This is a genomic window from Rhodococcus sp. JCM 9793 (genome assembly GCF_055380405.1).
Genome location: NZ_AP043721.1, coordinates 2164094 through 2180919 on the forward strand (window position 1 = coordinate 2164094; position 16826 = coordinate 2180919).

A 16826-nucleotide genomic window follows, 5' to 3' on the forward strand; every position below is an offset into this window, starting at 1 on the left:
ATCTGCGGCACTGGCTTGCCCCAGGAGGGCCAGTGTGCGGGATACTGGACCGGTGATCACGCGTGCGATAGGGGCCGGTTCACTCGTCCGCGACCTCGGAAGCTGGCAGGACGCCGGCAATGTCCGGCCGGCCTACCGGGCCCTCGCCGATGGCATCCGCCTCCTGGTGCACGACGGCAGGGTGCCACTGGGGGTCGCGCTGCCGAGCGAACGCGAACTCGCGTCGGCGTTGTCGCTGAGCCGCACCACCGTCACCTCGGCATACTCCACGCTGCGCGACGAGGGATATCTGCACAGCAGGCAGGGCGCGCGGAGCACCGTCGCGCTGCCGGCCGGGCGCCCCCGGGCACGCAGCTCCGGAACAGCGCCGGCGCCCGGTGGCGACGCGATCGACCTGAGTAATGCGTCGTTGCCGGCGCCCGCCGCCGAGATTCAGGCCGCCTACCAGCAGGCGCTGAGCTCGATGTCGGTGTATCTGTCCTCGCATGGGATGGAACCGATCGGTGTCGCGGCCCTGCGGGACGTGATCGCGCAGCGGTACCGCGAACGCGGACTGCCCACCTCACCCGAACAGATCATGGTCACCTCCGGGGCCCAGCACGCGATGCGGCTGCTGCTCGGTGTGCTCACCGATCCGGGCGACCGCGTGATCGTCGACCATCCGACCTATCCGAATGCGCTCGAAGCGATCCGACGGCACGGCGCGCGTCCGATCCCGGTGCCGGTGCGACCAGAGGCCGGGCCCGCCGGTGGGTGGGATCTCGGGGCGCTCGCCGGTGCTGCACGCCAGACCGCGGCGCGCACGGCGTTTCTCGTCCCCGATTTCCACAACCCCACCGGCCTGTGTCTCGACGAGACCGGTCGCGCCGAACTCGCGCGCATCATGTATGACGCCCGTATGACCCTGGTGGTGGACGAGACGATGGTGGACCTGTGGCTCGACGCGCCGCCCCCAGCGCCGGTCGCATCGTTCCCGGCCGGCTCGTCGGTGGTGACGATCGGGTCGACCGGTAAGTCCCTGTGGGGCGGTCTGCGCGTGGGCTGGATTCGCGCCGATCGCGAGTTGGTCGCCCGGTTGGCCGGTGCCCGGTCGGGCGTGGATCTCGGTACTCCCGTCATGGAACAGTTCGCGGTCGCGCACCTGCTGTCGGATGTCGATGAACTTCTCGAACAGCGGCGCGCGCAACTACGCGAGCAGAGGCAAGCATTGTGTGAGGCCCTCGACACGCAGTTGCCCGACTGGCAGTACACCCCGGGCCAGGGAGGCATGTCACTGTGGGTGCGGATGCCGGAGCCGGTGTCGACAGCGCTCGCCGCGATCGCACCCAGCCGCGGTGTATTGCTCGCGGCCGGACCACGTTTCGGCGTGCAGGGCGCATTCGAACGGTTCGTGCGGTTGCCGTACACGCAGCACAGCGACCTCCTGCGCGCCGCCGTGACGGCGGTGGCCGACGCGTACGCACAGGTGGCACAGGGCGGCGAGCTGGAGGCATCCAGACTCGTCGTCTGAGGCGGTGGTTGTCGGGACTAGGTGACCAACTCCGGTCTGTTCCCGGGTATCGGTGTCCGGAACAGATCGATGCTCGCGGGCGGAATGAACTGCGGCCGACGCTCTTCAGTCATCTCGACTTCCCACTCGGTGTGATGCATCAACCGGTGATGATGTCCGCAGAGCAGCACCAGATTGTCGAGGTCGGTATCACCACCATCGACCCAATGCCGCACATGATGCGCATCCGCCCAGGCCGGTGGGGTGGTGCACCCCGGGAAAGCACATCCGCCATCTCGCACTGCGAGGGCGCGGCGTTGCGCGACCGTCGCGGAACGGTGCGTCCGGCCGTGCGCCAACGGCACGCCGTGTTCGTCGAGCAGGATCCGAGTGACCTGGCAGTCGCAGGCGAGCATCCGGGCGGTGTCGATCGACAACGGTCCGGCCCACGGTTCGGTTGCGTATCCGTGTTCTGGGGAGTTCGCGAAGAGTTCTTTGACGGCGGTGTTCTTGGTCAGATCCGTGATCGACGCGGTGACCGTCACGTGCGGCTTCACACCGCCTTCGACGGGGACGAGCCCGGCGGCTTCGACGCACTGCAAGAGTTGCTCGAACGCATCGGCGGTGCGTTTGGAGGCCGGCCGGTCGTCGGTGATGCCGTTCGTTTCGGGCCTCGGTGCCGACAACGGGGAGAGCAGGTGCCGGAGGCGGGCGCCGGTGACGGCATCGAAGTCGCCTGTGATGACGACCCTGCCGTGCAGGGTGGTGGAGACGAACAGTTCGTTGCGTGTGGAATCCTCACCGGGTGGTGGTCCGTCGCCGGTGCCGTAGAGGTGTTCGAGGCGGCGGATCAGGGCGCGGACGGTGGCTTTGGTGGCGACGGTCTTGCTGGCGTGGTCGATGAGGATGGTGCGGGCTTTCTCGAAGTCGCAGGGGTTCATGGTGCGTGGGTAGTGCTGGCAGAAGTAGGCGATCTGGCGAGCTTTGTCTGCGTCGAGCAGCCCCGAGCTGTATGCCTCACGCACTTCCGGTTCGAGTCGTAGTAGACGAGCCAGTGATTCGATGCGGTGGCATTCACCGAGTTCGAGGTTGGTTGCTGCGGCGAGCCAGTGGGCGGGGCTGCGGTAGCCGTGGTCTTCGACGGTGTCGCGTTCGTACATCGCGATCATCAGATCCACGCGGTGCACCTGCGACGCATGGATTTCGGCGGAGACGGCGAGTGTCTCGGCCATCAGTTGCTTGTTGTCGAGTTTCCGGAGTTCCCCACCCATGCTCGAATTGTATAGAACGTACATTCGAGTGACAAGGTATTCTGGAACATGTGTTCGAGTCGAATCGGTCTTCGAATTGCTGCGCCGATAGTGCCGCAGAGATCGGATCACGGGCTGTCGACGCCTGAGCTGATCTATCTCGGCCGACCCGCCGTGGGGTGTCGGTCGTCGGCGATATCGTGGACACAGGACTCGAGACCGAGTCTGTGCTCGACGAAGTGAGGGTCGATCGTGGCCGCGCAGGATCCGCTGCAGACGCAGCGCGACGCCGGACCCGACGTCGCTGCGGAGTTGGCTGCGGCCGGATTCGTCGAAGCCAAGGAGATCGGACGCGGCGGATTCGGCATCGTCTACCGCTGTCGAGAGGTCGCGCTCGACCGGATCGTGGCGGTCAAAGTGCTCACCTCCGACCTCGGTGCCGACAACCTCGAACGGTTCCTGCGCGAGCAGCGGGCGATGGGGCAGCTCTCCGGGCATCCGAACATCGTCAACGTGCTGCAGGTCGGCGCCACCGAATCCGGTCGTCCCTATCTGGTGATGCAATACCACCCGCGGGATTCGCTCGACGCATTGATCCGTCGTTCCGGCCCGCTGCACTGGCACGATGCCCTCGAACTCGGCGTCAAGCTGTCCGGCGCTCTCGAAACGGCGCATCGTCTCGGCATCGCGCACCGCGACGTCAAACCGGCGAACATCCTGCTCACCGAGTTCGGTGAACCACAGCTCACGGATTTCGGGATCGCCCGGATCCGTGGGGGATTCGAAACCGCGACCGGTGAAGTCACCGGGTCCCCGGCATTCACCGCGCCGGAAATCTTGTCGGGGCGCACACCGACGGCAGCGTCCGACGTCTACAGTCTCGCGGCGACGGTCTTCTGCGCACTGACCGGTCACGCCGCCTTCGAACGCCGCAGCGGTGAACGAGTGGTTGCCCAGTTCGTGCGCCTGACAACCCAGCCGATCCCCGACCTGCGGGCAGATGGAGTCCCCGACGAATTGTGCGCCGCGATCGAACAGGCGATGTCGGTGGACCCGGACTCCCGGCCGTCGACCGCCGCCGAATTCGGCGAAATCCTGCGCGCCGTGCAGGCCGAGCACGGGCTTCGCGTCGATGATCTCGCAGTGGCCGGAATGGCGAGCGAACCCGGCGGAGTGCAGGGAACAGGCAGTGGCGCAACACCATCCGCTACCATTTCCACGAGTGGACGCGCACGTTCACGTCGTACGAGCGGCAGGTCCACCACCCCACCCGCCCCCGCAACTCGGTTCCGTCCGCCGGTTCCTTCCCGGCGACTCGTGGCGCGGTGGAAGTTGCTGAACCTCCTCGACGACTCGCATCGTCGCCGCCTGATCGTTGTGCATGCACCACCGGGTTTCGGTAAGACGATGCTCGCGATCGAGTGGCGCTATCAACTCGACGACCAGGGTGTCGGGGTGGCGTGGCTCAACGTCGACCACGACGACAACAACGTCGTGTGGTTCCTCGCGCACCTTGTCGAGGCGGTCCGGCAGGTACGGCCCACCCTCGCGCAAGAGCTGGGGCAAGCACTCGACGAACACGGCGACGACGCCGAACGCTACGTTCTGACCTCGCTGGTCGACGAGATCCACGCGGCAGGTGAGCGGCTCGTGGTGATCATCGACGACTGGCATCGCGTCACCGATTCCGCGACCATCGCGGCCATGGCATATCTGCTCGACAACGGGTGCCATCACCTCCAGGTCATGGTCGTCGGACGCACCCGCGCGGGCCTGCCTGTCAGCCGCATGAGGGTTCTCGACGAACTCGTCGAAATCGACCACAGCATGCTCACTTTCGACGTCGACGAAACAAAGAAGTTCCTCTCCCGGCACACCGACATCGTTCTCGATGACGAAATCGTCGCGGATCTCGTCGCAGCCACCGACGGGTGGCCCGCGGCGTTGCAACTTGCGTCCGTGTCGCTGCGAGGTCACGACGACCCCGCGCATCTCGTCGCCCACCTGTCCGGACGCCACCGTGGCATCGGACAGTTCCTCACCGAGAACGTCCTCACCTCGGTGGACGACGAACTCCTCGACTTCCTGCTCACTGCCGCGGTCACGGAGCAGACGTGCGGGAGCCTCGCGTCGGCGCTGAGCGGGCACGGACATGGGCAAGCGATGCTCGAAGACATCGAGGACCGCGATCTGTTCCTGCATCGTGTCGATGACGACGGACGGTGGTTCCGTTTCCAGCCGTTGTTCGCGGAGTTCCTGCGGCAACGTCTCGAACGCGACTTCCCCGAACGGTTGCCCGGACTCCACCGGACCGCAGCACACTGGTTCGAACAGCATTCGATGACGAGCGAAGCCGTCGATCATGCCCTCGCGGCTGCCGACGACGACTACGCCGTCGACATCGTCGAACGCGACGCACGGATCCTGCTCGCGAACGGGCGTGCCACCACGCTGCTCGGTCTGGTCGCGAAGCTGCCGCGCGGCACCGTGGCAATGCGACCGCGGCTGCAGCTCGCTGTGGCGTGGGCTCACGTCGTCACCCACAACGCCGAACGTGGACTCCGTGCTCTCGCCTTGGTCGACCGCGGTCTCGATGCCGGCAAGGTCACGGGTGACGAGGCCGTCGACATCGCGGTCGAGGTCGAAGTGGTTCGGCGATTCGTCGACGTGCGGGCAGATCGAACCGGTAGGGAAGACGGCTTCGTCAGCCGTCTGATGGCGCGGGCCGGGACCCTGTCGCCGATCGTGGTGTCTTCAGGGTTGAACACCGCGACGTTCGACGCGGTGTATCGCGGCGATTTCGAAGCAGCGCGGCGGTTGCAGGAGCTTGCCGAGAGCTACCACGATCGCAACCCAGGCCCGTACAACCTCGTGAACGGCTACACGCTGCTCGGCCTTGCGGCACTCGAACAACTCGACACCGACAGCGCGGGCGACCTCTTCCGAGAAGCGTGGCGAATTTCCCGACTTGCCAGCGGGACACATTCGACGCCGACGTTGCTCGCGGGATCTGTGCTGGGGGAGTTCCTGTACGAACAGGGCAGCCTCGAGGAAGCAGAGCGGCTGCTCGACGAAGGCTACAGGCTGGGAGCCGAAGGCGGCGTCGTCGATTTCAAGATTTCCCGCTATGTCATAGGTGCCCGCGTCAAGGAGTTGCGTGGTGATCGCGTTACGGCGGCGAGTCGTTTGGCCGACGGCGCGCGCATCGCCTCGGAGATGGGACTCGAACGCTTGGCCGCGGCAGTCGAGAACGAACGCGTCAAGCTCGGTATTCCGATCGCACATCCGCGACCGGTCGTCGAATACGGTCGTCCGCGTCCCGGTACGGGAATTGCGTTGCACACCGCCCAGATCGAAGAGGACACCGCGATCCGGTTGCTACTCGCCGATCCCTCGCCGGAACATCTCGTGCTCGCCCACAGGTGGGCGAGCGAGTGGTTCGTATTGCTGCAGGAGCTCGGATTCCTGCACCGCGCGCAGCGTGCTCTCGAACTCGTCGACGAATGCGAAAAGCGCGGTGCTGCTCCGGATCACGAATGATCCGAGGCGGCACCGCGTCGCTGCAGGTGGCTGATCAGACCCACAGGGTCGTGATATCCGTGGCCTCCCCCGCCGGTGCGGCCGGTTCTCCCGCCGGCGTGCGGGAGAACCGCGGAGCCGGAGCGTGCTGGGTGATGCCCTCGAGCTCGATTAGCGACCCGCGTGAGGCAATGTGCTCGTTTGCCGGTGCCTCGGCGAACGTGAGAACGGGGGAGACACACGCGTCGGTACCGAGGAAGATCGCCGACCACTCGTCGCGCGTCTTCGACAGGAACTTCTCGGTGAACAGCTTCTTCATCTCCGGCCACGACGCCCGGTCGTTCTGGGCGGGCAGTTCGGCCGCGTCGAGGTCGAGACCCTTCAGTAGAAGCGCGTAGAACTGCGGCTCGATCGAACCGACGGCCATGTACTTGCCGTCCTTCGTCTCGTACACCTCGTAGTACGGGGCGCCGGTGTCGAGCATGTTCACGCCGCGTTCGTCCGACCATGCGCCGCGGCCGCGGAACGCCCACATCATGTGTGACAGTGCCAGCGCGCCGTCGACCATCGCCGCGTCGACGACCTGACCCTTGCCGGACACGCCTCGTTCGACGAGCGCGGAGAGGATGCCGAAGAGCAGGAACATCGAGCCGCCGCCGAAGTCGCCGACCATGTTCAGCGGAGGCACCGGCCGCTCACCCTGACGGCCGATCGCGTGCAGCACGCCGGTGAGGGAGATGTAGTTGATGTCGTGGCCGGCGGCGTTCGCCAGCGGGCCTTCCTGACCCCAGCCCGTCATCCGGCCGTAGACGATGCGCGGATTGCGTTCGAGCACCACGTCGGGGCCCAGACCCATGCGCTCTGTCACTCCGGGACGAAAACCCTCGATGAGCACGTCGGCGCGCTCGAGCAGCGAGAGCACCTTCTCGATGTCGTCAGGGTTCTTGAGGTCGGCCTCGATGATCCGGCGATTCCGCTGGATCGGGTCGCGCGCGCCTTCCGGCGGGATCCCGCCGGGCCGCTGGACCGTGACGACGTCGGCGCCGAGATCGGCGAGCAGCGTCGCTGCGTGCGGTCCGGGGCCGAGCCCCTTGAACTCGACGACGCGGATACTCGCGAGGGGACCCTTCTTCTCAACAGCTTCAGCGGACACTCGTCGAACCTCACTCCGATGCGTAGGGACTATCGCCTCGGAGAGTACCTTAGCGAGCGTTCAACATATGGGGTGTGTCACTGCTCGTACAGGTCGCCCTCACCGAGTCCGGTCGCCTCGAACGCTTCTTCGAGATTGCCGTGGCGTACGACCGTGACGACCTGGTCCTCGACCACACGAAACGCGATGGCCTCCCTCACCGGTGTGTCGGGGTCGGACGCCCAGGTGGACGTCTCTTCGACGACGACGATGCCGTGGTGCACGAACATGCGTCCGATCTCGAGCGTGACGCCCGACGAAGTCGCCCACTCGCGCAACTCGTCGAGACCCTGATCGGGATCATCGTCGTCGGTGGGCAGAACAATGTCGTCGCTGGACAACTCCACCAGGGTGTCGATGTCGTTGCTGTTGACGGCATCGTGCCAGGCCAGGACGGTCGCGATCTCCGAGGTGCTCATGCGTCCCAGACTAGGTCAACCGGGTCGGTGTCAACACGATTGTGACCTGATCTGTTGCCGAGTGAGGTGCGTACGGAGCAGAGTGGGTGCCATGACGATCAGCGGCCAACTCGTGAGCTTCGTGCCGAGCACCGATCTCGATGTCTCGGAGATGTTCTACGTCGACACCCTCGGCTTCCGGAAGATCGATCGGGACAACTTCACGCTGGTGATCGACGGCGGCGAAGGAGCCCCCGTGCGGATCACCCTCGTGCAGTCGCGCGGAGAGACCGGATACACCGCCCTGGGCTGGCGGGTTCTCGACCTCGACGAGACAGTCGAACGACTCCGGGCCAAGGGCGTCGACTTCATTCGGTACACCGGCATGGATCAGGACGACCACGACGCGTGGACCGCGCCCGACGGGCTGCGTGTCGCGTGGTTCCGCGACCCCCACAGCAACGTCCTCTCGCTCATCGAGAATCACGTCTGACGCAGGCCTACGCCCCGCCCATCTCCCCGGCGATGAGCGAGACCATCGCGACCCAGGCCCTCGCGTCGGATGCGCGAACTGGTCGGTGGTGCCAGTATGCGATATCGGTACAGATCAGCTACAGCCGCTTGTGTTTCCGCACGACGGGCAGGCGTGACACGACCCTGCCCTCTGCATCTGTACACCGCACTGCATGCAATACGGAGCATCCGACTCCCTCCCGGCCACGGAGGCAGGCCCCCGGCGGGTGCCGACGTCGAGATCAGCAATGTCGTTCGCGGGTAGCTCGGGAGGGAGACCGTCATGGGCGGCACGCTCACCGCCGGTACGGACACCCAGCTCCATCCGTTCCTCGGTCTCGAGATAGTCGACGGCGAGGCGCCGGAAGATGTAGTCGAGGATCGAGGAGGCGATCCGCAGGTCGGGATCGTCCGTGATACCCGCCGGCTCGAATCGGGTACTGGTGAACGCCCGCACGAACGTGCGCAGTGGAACCCCGTATTGCAGACCGTAACTGACGGCCATCGAGAACGCATCCATGATCCCGGCAAGGGTGGAGCCTTGCTTCGACACGCGCAGGAACATTTCGCCCGGACGCCCGTCGTCGTACTCGCCGATCGTGACGAAACCCTTGCAGTCGGCCACCCGGAACTCGAACGTACGTGAATTGCGGGTGCGTGGCAGGCGTTCGCGGCGGGCCGTCGCGACCGGCGCTGTCACGGCCTCCCCGGTCGCCTGCGGCCTCGAGGTCGAGAGGGGCTGCCCGAGCTTGCAGTTGTCGCGGTAGACGGCCAGAGCCTTGAGACCGAGGCGCCACGCGTCGACATACAGGGCGGCGATGTCGTCGACAGTCGCGGACTCCGGCAGGTTCACGGTCTTCGAGATGGCACCCGACAGGAACGGCTGCACCGCCGCCATCATCGTCACGTGCCCGCGAGCTGCGATCGCATTGTCGCCCATCGACGTTGCGAATACCGCCCGGTGCTCGGCGAGTACATGCGGAGCGCCCGTGAGTGTGTGTTGCAGGTCGAGATGCGCCACGATGTCGGCGACCTCGGCGGGGTTGTATCCGAGCCGCGACAATGCGCGCGGAACAGTGCGGTTGACGATCGACAGACTGCCACCGCCCACGAGTTTCTTCGTCTTCACCAGCGCCAGATCGGGTTCGATGCCGGTGGTGTCGCAGTCCATCGCCAAGCCGATCGTGCCGGTGGGGGCGAGTACCGTGACCTGACTGTTCCGCACCCCGTGTTCAGTGCCGTCTGCGACCGCGCGATCCCACGCCTCACGCGCCGCCGCAAGCACGTCCGGTGGCGCGAGGTCGGAATCGATGTCGTCGACGGCCCCGCGGTGCCGCGCGAGCACACCGAGCATCGGTTCACGGTTCTCGGTGAAACCGTCGAACGGTCCGAGGCGTCGCGCGAGCTGTGCAGACACCTCGTACGCGTGACCCGTCATCAGCGCGGTGACCGCGGCGGCGTAGGCGCGCCCGGCATCGCTGTCGTACGGAAGTCCTGAGGCCATCAGCAGCGCACCGAGATTCGCGTAGCCGAGCCCGAGTTGCCGGAACCGGCGGGACGTCTCACCGATCTTGTCGGTCGGGTAATCGGCACGACCCACCAGAATTTCCTGCGCGGTGAGCATCACCTCGACGGCACGGCTGAACCCGTCCACGTCGAACACGCCGTCCTCCCGCAGGAACTTCAGCAGGTTCATGCTCGACAGATTGCACGCCGAGTCGTCGAGATGCATGTATTCGGAGCAGGGGTTGGATCCGTTGATCCGCCCGGTGGTGGCCGCGGTGTGCCAGCGGTTGATGGTGGTGTCGTACTGCATGCCGGGGTCGGCGCACTCCCACGTGGCAGCGGCGATGCGCTGCATCAGGTCTCGTGCACGAACCGTGCGTACCGCGGCGCCGGTCGTGACCGCACGCAACGGCCACTGCGCATCGTCGACGACAGCCTGCATGAACTCGTCGGTCACCCGCACCGAATTGTTCGCATTCTGGTACTGCACCGAATGAATGTCGGAACCGTCGAGACCCATGTCGAATCCGGCGTCGGCGAGCACCCGAGCCTTGCGTTCTTCGATCGCCTTGCAGTCGACGAACTCGTCGATGTCGGGATGCGAGACGTCGAGAATGACCATCTTCGCGGCACGCCGGGTCTTCCCACCCGACTTGATGGTCCCTGCCGACGCATCGGCGCCGCGCATGAAACTGACCGGGCCAGACGCGGTGCCGCCCCCACCGAGAGGTTCCGCGGACGATCGGATGCGGGAGAGGTTCACGCCCGCCCCGGAACCACCTTTGAAGATCACCGCTTCCTGCCGGTACCACTCGAGGATCGAGTCGATGGTGTCGTCGACCGACAGGATGAAACACGCACTGGCCTGCTGCGGGGTGTCGGGAACGCCGATGTTGAACCACACCGGACTGTTGAACGACGCCTTCTGATGTACGAGCAGACAGGTCAGCTCGGCGGCAAATGCCTCCGGGTCGTCGAGGTGGCCGTCGGCGGCACCCCACGCGGTGATCGTGTCGACGATCCGCGCCACCACATCGCGCAACGAGTCTTCGCGCCCCTCGGTGCCGAGCCGGCCACGGAAATACTTCTGGGTGACGATGTCCGTGGCGTTCTGCGACCAGAACTCCGGGAACTCGACGCCGAGCTGCTCGAAGACGACCTCACCGGTGCCGTGATGGACGATGCGGGCATCGCGGCGCTGCCATGGCACCTCGTCACGTGCCTGTGTGTTCGTGTGTGGTGCACTGCTCATCGCTTTCCTTTCGGGGCGACGACGGATGCCACATATAGTCCCACCATGGTCTCACCGCGTCCTCATATTTCCCCGCGTCCCCCCGTCTCTCCACGGCTCGGCACTCCGCTGTCTTCCACCGCGACCCGTGTCCTGCTGCTCGGATCGGGTGAACTCGGCAAGGAAGTGATCATCGCGTTGCAGCGACTCGGCGTCGAGGTGATCGCCGTCGACCGATACGCCGACGCGCCGGGCCACCAGGTCGCACACCGGGCCCACACCATCGACATGGGCGACCCGGAGGCGGTGCTCGCGATCATCGAGGCCGAGCGTCCCCACCTGGTGGTGCCCGAGATCGAGGCGATCGCCACCGATGCGCTCGCCGTCGTGGAGGAGCGGGGCCTCGCCGAGGTGATCCCCAACGCGCGGGCCACGCAGTTGACGATGAACCGCGAAGGGATCCGTCGGCTCGCCGCGGAAGAACTCGGATTGCCGACGTCGCCGTACCGGTTCGCGAACTCGCTCGACGACGTGCGCGCCGCCACCGCGGAGATCGGTTTCCCGTGCGTCATCAAGCCCGTCATGTCGTCGTCCGGCAAGGGACAGTCGACGGTGCGTTCGGACGACGACCTGGACGCAGCGTGGGAGTACGCGCTTGCCGGTGGTCGCATCAACCACGGCACCGTCATCGTGGAGGGTTTCGTCGACTTCGACTACGAGATCACCCAGCTCACCGTGCGCGCCGTCGGCGAATCGGGGGAGGTCGAGACGTTCTTCTGCGAGCCGATCGGCCACCTGCAGAGTGCCGGCGACTACATCGAATCGTGGCAGCCGCAGCCCATGAGCGACGCGGCGCTGGTTCGGTCGCGTGAGGTCGCGGCGGCCGTGACCGGCGCACTGGGCGGCCGGGGAGTGTTCGGCGTCGAACTGTTCGTCAAGGGCGACGACGTCTATTTCTCCGAGGTCAGCCCGCGCCCACACGACACCGGACTGGTGACCATGGGAAGCCAGCGCTACTCCGAGTTCGAACTGCACGCCCGCGCGATCCTCGGGCTACCGGTGGACGTGGAGCACCTGCGTCCGGGCGCATCGGCTGTCATCTACGGGGGTGTCGACGCAACCGGAATCGCGTTCGACGGCCTCGCCGACGCCCTGCGTGTGCCCGAGACGGATGTGCGCCTGTTCGGCAAACCCGAATCGTTCCTGCGTCGGCGGATGGGTGTGGCCGTGTCGACCGGCCCGGACATCGACAGTGCCCGCGAACGCGCGACGCTCGCCGCGTCCCTCGTTCGCCCCGTCACGCCGTGAGCGCAGGCGCCGAGCTTCTCGTCGGGCTGGCGATCCTCGTCGGGCTGGTCGGCATCGTCGTGCCGATCCTGCCCGGCGTTCTGCTGATCTTCGGCGCGATCGCGGTGTGGGCGTTCATGACCGGCGGCACTGTCGCATGGACGGTGTTCGCGGTCGCGACGGTTGCGATGGTGGTCACCGGGATCGTCAAATACACCTGGCCGGGCAGACGACTCGCGAAGTCTGGAGTGCCCAACCGTTCGCTGCTCATCGGCGGTCTGCTCGGCATCATCGGATTCTTCGTGATCCCGGTGATCGGCCTTTTCCTCGGATTCCTGCTCGGAATGTACGTGTCCGAGGCTCAACGGCATCGGACGCACAGCGGAGCATGGCGCTCGACGGTGGAGGCGACGAAGGCCGTGGGCCTGTCGATGCTCGTCGAACTACTCGGCGGGCTCATCGCCGCGGGCGTGTGGCTGGGTGCCGTGTTGTTCGCCTAGGTTCCCCGTGCCCGACATGAATATGGCCGAAGGTCACCTTCAGACATTCCAGCTGAATGAAGGTGACCTTCGGCCGACATCGCCGTAGGCGACGGACTACTTCTGTGGTTCGGACGCGCGGAACATGTCGTCGCGCTCGACGACCTTCACGCGCTCACGACCCTCTGCCTCACCGAGGCTGCGCTCGTGCGCGTCGAGTCGGTACCAGCCCTGCCACGTCGTGTACGGCAGCTGCTTTTCTTCGAGGAACTTCACGACGTCGTCCTCGCCCGGCAGTTCGGGAGCGGTGAGACGGCCCGAGGCACGGTCCTCGAGGAGGTTCGCGACGGTCTCGTTGGCATCGCCCTTGGTGTGGCCGATCAGGCCGACCGGGCCACGCTTGATCCAACCGGTGACGTACGTGCGCGGCATGAACCGGTCGTGACCTTCGACGGTGTCGTCGGCGAGCACACGTCCGGCCTCGTTGGGGACGGTGCCGGCCTGATCGTCGAACGGCAGGTTCGCGATGTTCTGCGACAGGTAGCCCACCGCGCGGTACACGGCCTGCACGTCCCAGTCGCGGGTCTTGCCGGTGCCGCGGACGTTGCCGGTGCCGTCGAGTTCCGTGCGCTCGGTGCGTAGACCGACGACCTTGCCGTCCTCTCCGAGAACCTCGGCGGGCGACTCGAAGAAGTGCAGGAACAGCTTGTGCGGGCGATTGCCGGCGTCGCGGATGGCCCAATCCTGCAGGGTGTTGGCGACCATGTCGACCTGCTTGGAGTTGCGGCGCGCCGCCTCGGAGCCGGCGTCGTAGTCGATGTCCTCGGGATCGACGATGACCTCGATGGTCGGCGAGTGATCGAGTTCGCGCAGCTCGAGAGGGGTGAACTTGGCCTGCGCCGGCCCTCGACGCCCGAAGACATGCACCTCGACGGCCTTGTTGTTCTTCAGGCCCTCGTAGACGTTCGGCGGGATCTCGGTGGGCAGCAGTTCGTCGCCGGTCTTGGCGAGCACACGCGCGATGTCGAGTGCGACGTTGCCGACACCGAGGACGGCGACCTTCTCGGCCTCGAGCGGCCAGGTGCGTGGGACGTCGGGGTGACCGTCGTACCACGACACGAAGTCGGCGGCGCCGTAGCTGCCGTCGAGGTCGATGCCGGGGATCTTCAGTTCACGGTCGGCGTTGGCGCCGGTCGAGAAGATCACCGCGTCGTAGAAGCGGTACAGGTCGTCGAGTGTGATGTCGACGCCGTAGTCGAGGTTGCCGAGCAGACGCACGTTCGGCTTGTCGAGCACCTTGTGCAGCGCGGTGATGATGCCCTTGATGCGCGGATGGTCGGGTGCCACGCCGTAGCGGATGAGGCCGAACGGCGCCGGCATGCGTTCGAACAGGTCGATGCTCACCCCGGGATCCTGCGCAGTGTCGGACTTCATGAGTGCATCGGCGGCGTAGATACCGGCGGGGCCGGCACCGACGATCGCGACGCGAAGGGGACGGCTCTGATCAGTCATCGGGGGATCATCTACCTCTTCGGTGTGCGGACGGACATATCCAGCTTAAATTAAGGCTGCCCTCAGTGGGCGGGCGCAGGTCGCGCGGGATGACGGTGGAGGAGAACTCCGGGAAACGTCGGGAGAATCGCTTCAGCGACAACACATGTGGGCACTCACGCGGCACAGGTCGACGGCGAGGCGTCGGACGAGCGGAGTGGTGGCCATGGTCAATTCCTACCTCACTAGGGTTTATTGGCGCAAATGCGGCCGATCGAGGTGGATCCACCGAGGATAGGATCATCCGCATGGCACAACGGCGTGACCCCGAACCCGAACCCGACGGTCTCGACCCGAACGGATCCAGGAACAGCACACCCTGGCCGTTCATCGGCGCCGTCCTCGTGGTCGCCGTCCTCGCACTGGTGATCGTCGTCACGCAGTTCCTCTCGACCGATGGTGAGGCTCTCGACGACAACGAACGGATCGCGCGCACCACCAGCGACTACGTCAAGGCCGTCAACGCAGACGACGAGGACGTTCTCGTCATCCTCCGTTGCAGCGAACTGCGCCGCGGTGAGGGGCCGCTCGCCGGGGTCGACAGCGACATCGAGCTGCAGAGCACCGACAACATCGTCATCGACGGCGACAAGGCCACCGTCGACGTCACCACTGTGATCGACGGTGAGTCGACGACCGAGACATGGGACCTGACCCTCGCTGACGACGTGTGGCGCGTCTGCACCGCCTGATCAGCCCGGGTTCGATCCTGCGGATCGCCGGTCGACCCACCTCCCGCGTAGTCGCTCGGGCCTGACCTGTGAAAAGGTATTCCCGTGAGCTACGCAGGTGATATCACACCGCAGCACGCCTGGGAGCTGCTGCAGGAAAATCAGGATGCCGTGCTCGTCGATGTGCGCACCGACGCCGAATGGAAATACGTGGGTGTCCCCGACACCGCACCCATCGAGCGCCGCACGCTGTTCGTCGAATGGGTGTCGTACCCCGCAGGTGCCCCCAACGAGCGCTTCGTCGATGAGCTGAAGGCCGCCGGGGTCGGTGGCGGACCGGTGATATTCCTCTGTCGCTCGGGTCAGCGTTCGATCGGCGCCGCGGAAGCTGCGACGGCCGCGGGCCTGGCCCCTGCATACAACGTTCTCGAAGGATTCGAAGGGCCGCTCGATGCCGACAAGCATCGCGGCGGACAGGGCTGGCGGGCCGCGGGCCTGCCGTGGAGGCAGTCGTGAGTGCAATTCCCCAGGGCGGTGCGTTCAGCAAGACGCTGCCCGATTCGGTGCGCCCCGCCACGCTCGGCGTGCGCGGTGGTGTGATGAGGTCCGGTTTCGAAGAGACCTCCGAAGCGCTGTACCTCAACTCCGGGTTCGTCTACGAGTCGGCCGAGGCCGCCGAGCAGGCATTCACGGGTGAGGTCGACCACTTCGTGTACTCCCGGTACGGCAACCCGACCGTGAAGATGTTCGAGGAGCGGTTGCGGCTGCTCGACGGCGCGGAAGGCGCGTATGCCACAGCGTCGGGCATGTCGGCTGTGTTCACGGCGCTCGCGGCATTGCTCGGCAAGGGGGATCGCCTCGTCGCGGCCCGCAGTCTCTTCGGCTCATGCTTCGTCGTCTGCAACGAGATCCTGCCCCGATGGGGTGTGGAGACGGTGTTCGTCGACGGTGAAGACCTCGACCAGTGGGAGAAGGCGCTGTCGGTGCCCACGACCGCCGTATTCTTCGAAACCCCCTCGAACCCGATGCAGACCCTCGTCGACGTACGCAAGGTCTCCGAGATGGCCCATGCCGCAGGCGCAAAGGTGGTGCTGGACAACGTCTTCGCCACCCCGCTGCTGCAGCGCAGCCTCGACCTCGGTGCAGACATCGTCGTATACTCGGGCACCAAGCACATCGACGGCCAGGGCCGGGTGCTCGGCGGAGCGATCCTCGGGCCCCAGGACTATATCGACGGACCCGTCAAGAACCTGATCCGTCACACCGGTCCGTCGCTGAGCCCGTTCAACGCGTGGACGCTGCTCAAGGGCCTCGAGACGATGCCTGTTCGGCTCAATGCCGCGGTGGACTCGGCACTGCGCCTCGGCCGGTTCCTGGAGTCGAACGCCGCGGTGCGCTGGGTCAAGTACCCGTACCTCGAATCGCACCCGCAGTACGAGCTGGCGAAATCCCAGATGAGCGGCGGCGGCACGATCCTCACCTTCGAACTCGACGCCCCCGAGGGCGAAGGCAAGAAGCGTGCGTTCGAGTTGCTCAACAAGCTGCGCGTCGTCGACATCTCCAACAATCTCGGCGACACGAAGTCGCTCATCACTCACCCCGCGACCACCACCCACCGGGCGATGGGGCCCGAAGGACGCGCCGCGATCGGCCTGTCCGACGGCGTCGTGCGCCTGTCGGTGGGTCTCGAAGATCCCGAGGATCTGCTCGAAGACCTGGAGCAGGCGCTCGCCTGATCCG

13 protein-coding genes are annotated in these 16826 nt (G+C 66.0%); 8 read left to right on the forward strand and 5 right to left on the reverse strand.

Features of this window, described 5'->3' with window-relative positions; all coding sequences use genetic code 11:
- The first annotated feature begins 52 nt into the window (after positions 1–52).
- Positions 53–1510: a MocR-like transcription factor YczR gene (gene yczR / locus ACZ46K_RS12135; RefSeq protein WP_464749298.1), complete on the forward strand. Its 1458-nt coding sequence runs from the start codon at positions 53–55 to the stop codon at positions 1508–1510.
- A 17-nt stretch (positions 1511–1527) separates the two neighbouring features.
- On the opposite strand, the gene ACZ46K_RS12140 is transcribed toward yczR, so the two are convergent.
- The gene (locus ACZ46K_RS12140) at positions 1528–2760 is read right to left on the reverse strand and encodes an HNH endonuclease signature motif containing protein (RefSeq protein WP_464748430.1); all 1233 of its coding nucleotides are present in this window, start codon (positions 2758–2760) and stop codon (positions 1528–1530) included.
- A gap of 231 nt (positions 2761–2991) precedes the next feature.
- On the opposite strand from ACZ46K_RS12140, the gene ACZ46K_RS12145 reads away from it, so the two are divergent.
- Positions 2992–6279 (forward strand): protein kinase domain-containing protein, encoded by a 3288-nt coding sequence (locus tag ACZ46K_RS12145; RefSeq protein WP_464748432.1) that lies wholly within the window; start codon positions 2992–2994, stop codon positions 6277–6279.
- 34 nt (positions 6280–6313) lie between these two features.
- On the opposite strand, the gene ACZ46K_RS12150 is transcribed toward ACZ46K_RS12145, so the two are convergent.
- On the reverse strand, positions 6314–7411 hold the full coding sequence (locus ACZ46K_RS12150) for a CaiB/BaiF CoA transferase family protein (protein WP_054806096.1): 1098 nt from the start codon (positions 7409–7411) through the stop codon (positions 6314–6316).
- 77 nt (positions 7412–7488) lie between these two features.
- Positions 7489–7869, reverse strand: coding sequence for a nuclear transport factor 2 family protein (locus tag ACZ46K_RS12155; RefSeq protein ID WP_464748434.1), 381 nt, complete (start codon positions 7867–7869; stop codon positions 7489–7491).
- Between the two features lie 91 nt (positions 7870–7960).
- On the opposite strand from ACZ46K_RS12155, the gene ACZ46K_RS12160 reads away from it, so the two are divergent.
- Entirely contained in the window at positions 7961–8341 is a 381-nt protein-coding gene (locus ACZ46K_RS12160; protein WP_054806101.1) for a VOC family protein, read from the forward strand.
- Between the two features lie 114 nt (positions 8342–8455).
- Here the strand turns inward: ACZ46K_RS12160 and ACZ46K_RS12165 are convergent, their stop codons facing one another.
- A complete protein-coding gene (locus tag ACZ46K_RS12165) occupies positions 8456–11119 on the reverse strand; it encodes a vitamin B12-dependent ribonucleotide reductase (RefSeq protein ID WP_464748436.1) in 2664 nt (887 codons plus the stop codon).
- Positions 11120–11164: 45 nt separating this feature from the next.
- On the opposite strand from ACZ46K_RS12165, the gene purT reads away from it, so the two are divergent.
- Together purT and ACZ46K_RS12175 are read left to right on the forward strand one after the other, a co-directional pair.
- Positions 11165–12406, forward strand: a complete 1242-nt coding sequence (purT, locus tag ACZ46K_RS12170) for a formate-dependent phosphoribosylglycinamide formyltransferase (protein WP_464748438.1) — start codon at positions 11165–11167, stop codon at positions 12404–12406.
- Positions 12403–12885: a DUF456 domain-containing protein gene (locus ACZ46K_RS12175; RefSeq protein WP_054806095.1), complete on the forward strand. Its 483-nt coding sequence runs from the start codon at positions 12403–12405 to the stop codon at positions 12883–12885. Before purT ends, ACZ46K_RS12175 begins: the two co-directional genes overlap by 4 nt.
- Before the next feature lie 96 nt (positions 12886–12981).
- On the opposite strand, the gene ACZ46K_RS12180 is transcribed toward ACZ46K_RS12175, so the two are convergent.
- A complete protein-coding gene (locus ACZ46K_RS12180; protein WP_464748439.1) occupies positions 12982–14376 on the reverse strand; it encodes an FAD-dependent oxidoreductase in 1395 nt (464 codons plus the stop codon).
- Positions 14377–14663: 287 nt separating this feature from the next.
- Here ACZ46K_RS12180 and ACZ46K_RS12185 point away from each other — a divergent pair, with 287 nt between their 5' ends.
- From ACZ46K_RS12185 to ACZ46K_RS12195, 3 genes are all read left to right on the forward strand, one after another.
- On the forward strand, positions 14664–15107 hold the full coding sequence (locus tag ACZ46K_RS12185) for an Rv0361 family membrane protein (protein WP_054806094.1): 444 nt from the start codon (positions 14664–14666) through the stop codon (positions 15105–15107).
- 84 nt (positions 15108–15191) lie between these two features.
- Positions 15192–15602, forward strand: coding sequence for a rhodanese-like domain-containing protein (locus ACZ46K_RS12190; RefSeq protein ID WP_054806093.1), 411 nt, complete (start codon positions 15192–15194; stop codon positions 15600–15602).
- On the forward strand, positions 15599–16822 hold the full coding sequence (locus ACZ46K_RS12195; protein WP_054806100.1) for an O-succinylhomoserine sulfhydrylase: 1224 nt from the start codon (positions 15599–15601) through the stop codon (positions 16820–16822). Before ACZ46K_RS12190 ends, ACZ46K_RS12195 begins: the two co-directional genes overlap by 4 nt.
- The last annotated feature ends 4 nt before the right edge of the window (positions 16823–16826 follow it).

Coding starts and splice junctions, on each gene's coding strand:
- ACZ46K_RS12185 (WP_054806094.1), top strand. CDS start 14,664: ATGGCACAACGGCGTGACCCCGAACCCGAACCCGACGGTCTCGACCCG.
- ACZ46K_RS12180 (WP_464748439.1), bottom strand. CDS start 14,376: ATGACTGATCAGAGCCGTCCCCTTCGCGTCGCGATCGTCGGTGCCGGC.
- ACZ46K_RS12155 (WP_464748434.1), bottom strand. CDS start 7,869: ATGAGCACCTCGGAGATCGCGACCGTCCTGGCCTGGCACGATGCCGTC.
- ACZ46K_RS12140 (WP_464748430.1), bottom strand. CDS start 2,760: ATGGGTGGGGAACTCCGGAAACTCGACAACAAGCAACTGATGGCCGAG.
- ACZ46K_RS12165 (WP_464748436.1), bottom strand. CDS start 11,119: ATGAGCAGTGCACCACACACGAACACACAGGCACGTGACGAGGTGCCA.
- purT (WP_464748438.1), top strand. CDS start 11,165: ATGGTCTCACCGCGTCCTCATATTTCCCCGCGTCCCCCCGTCTCTCCA.
- ACZ46K_RS12160 (WP_054806101.1), top strand. CDS start 7,961: ATGACGATCAGCGGCCAACTCGTGAGCTTCGTGCCGAGCACCGATCTC.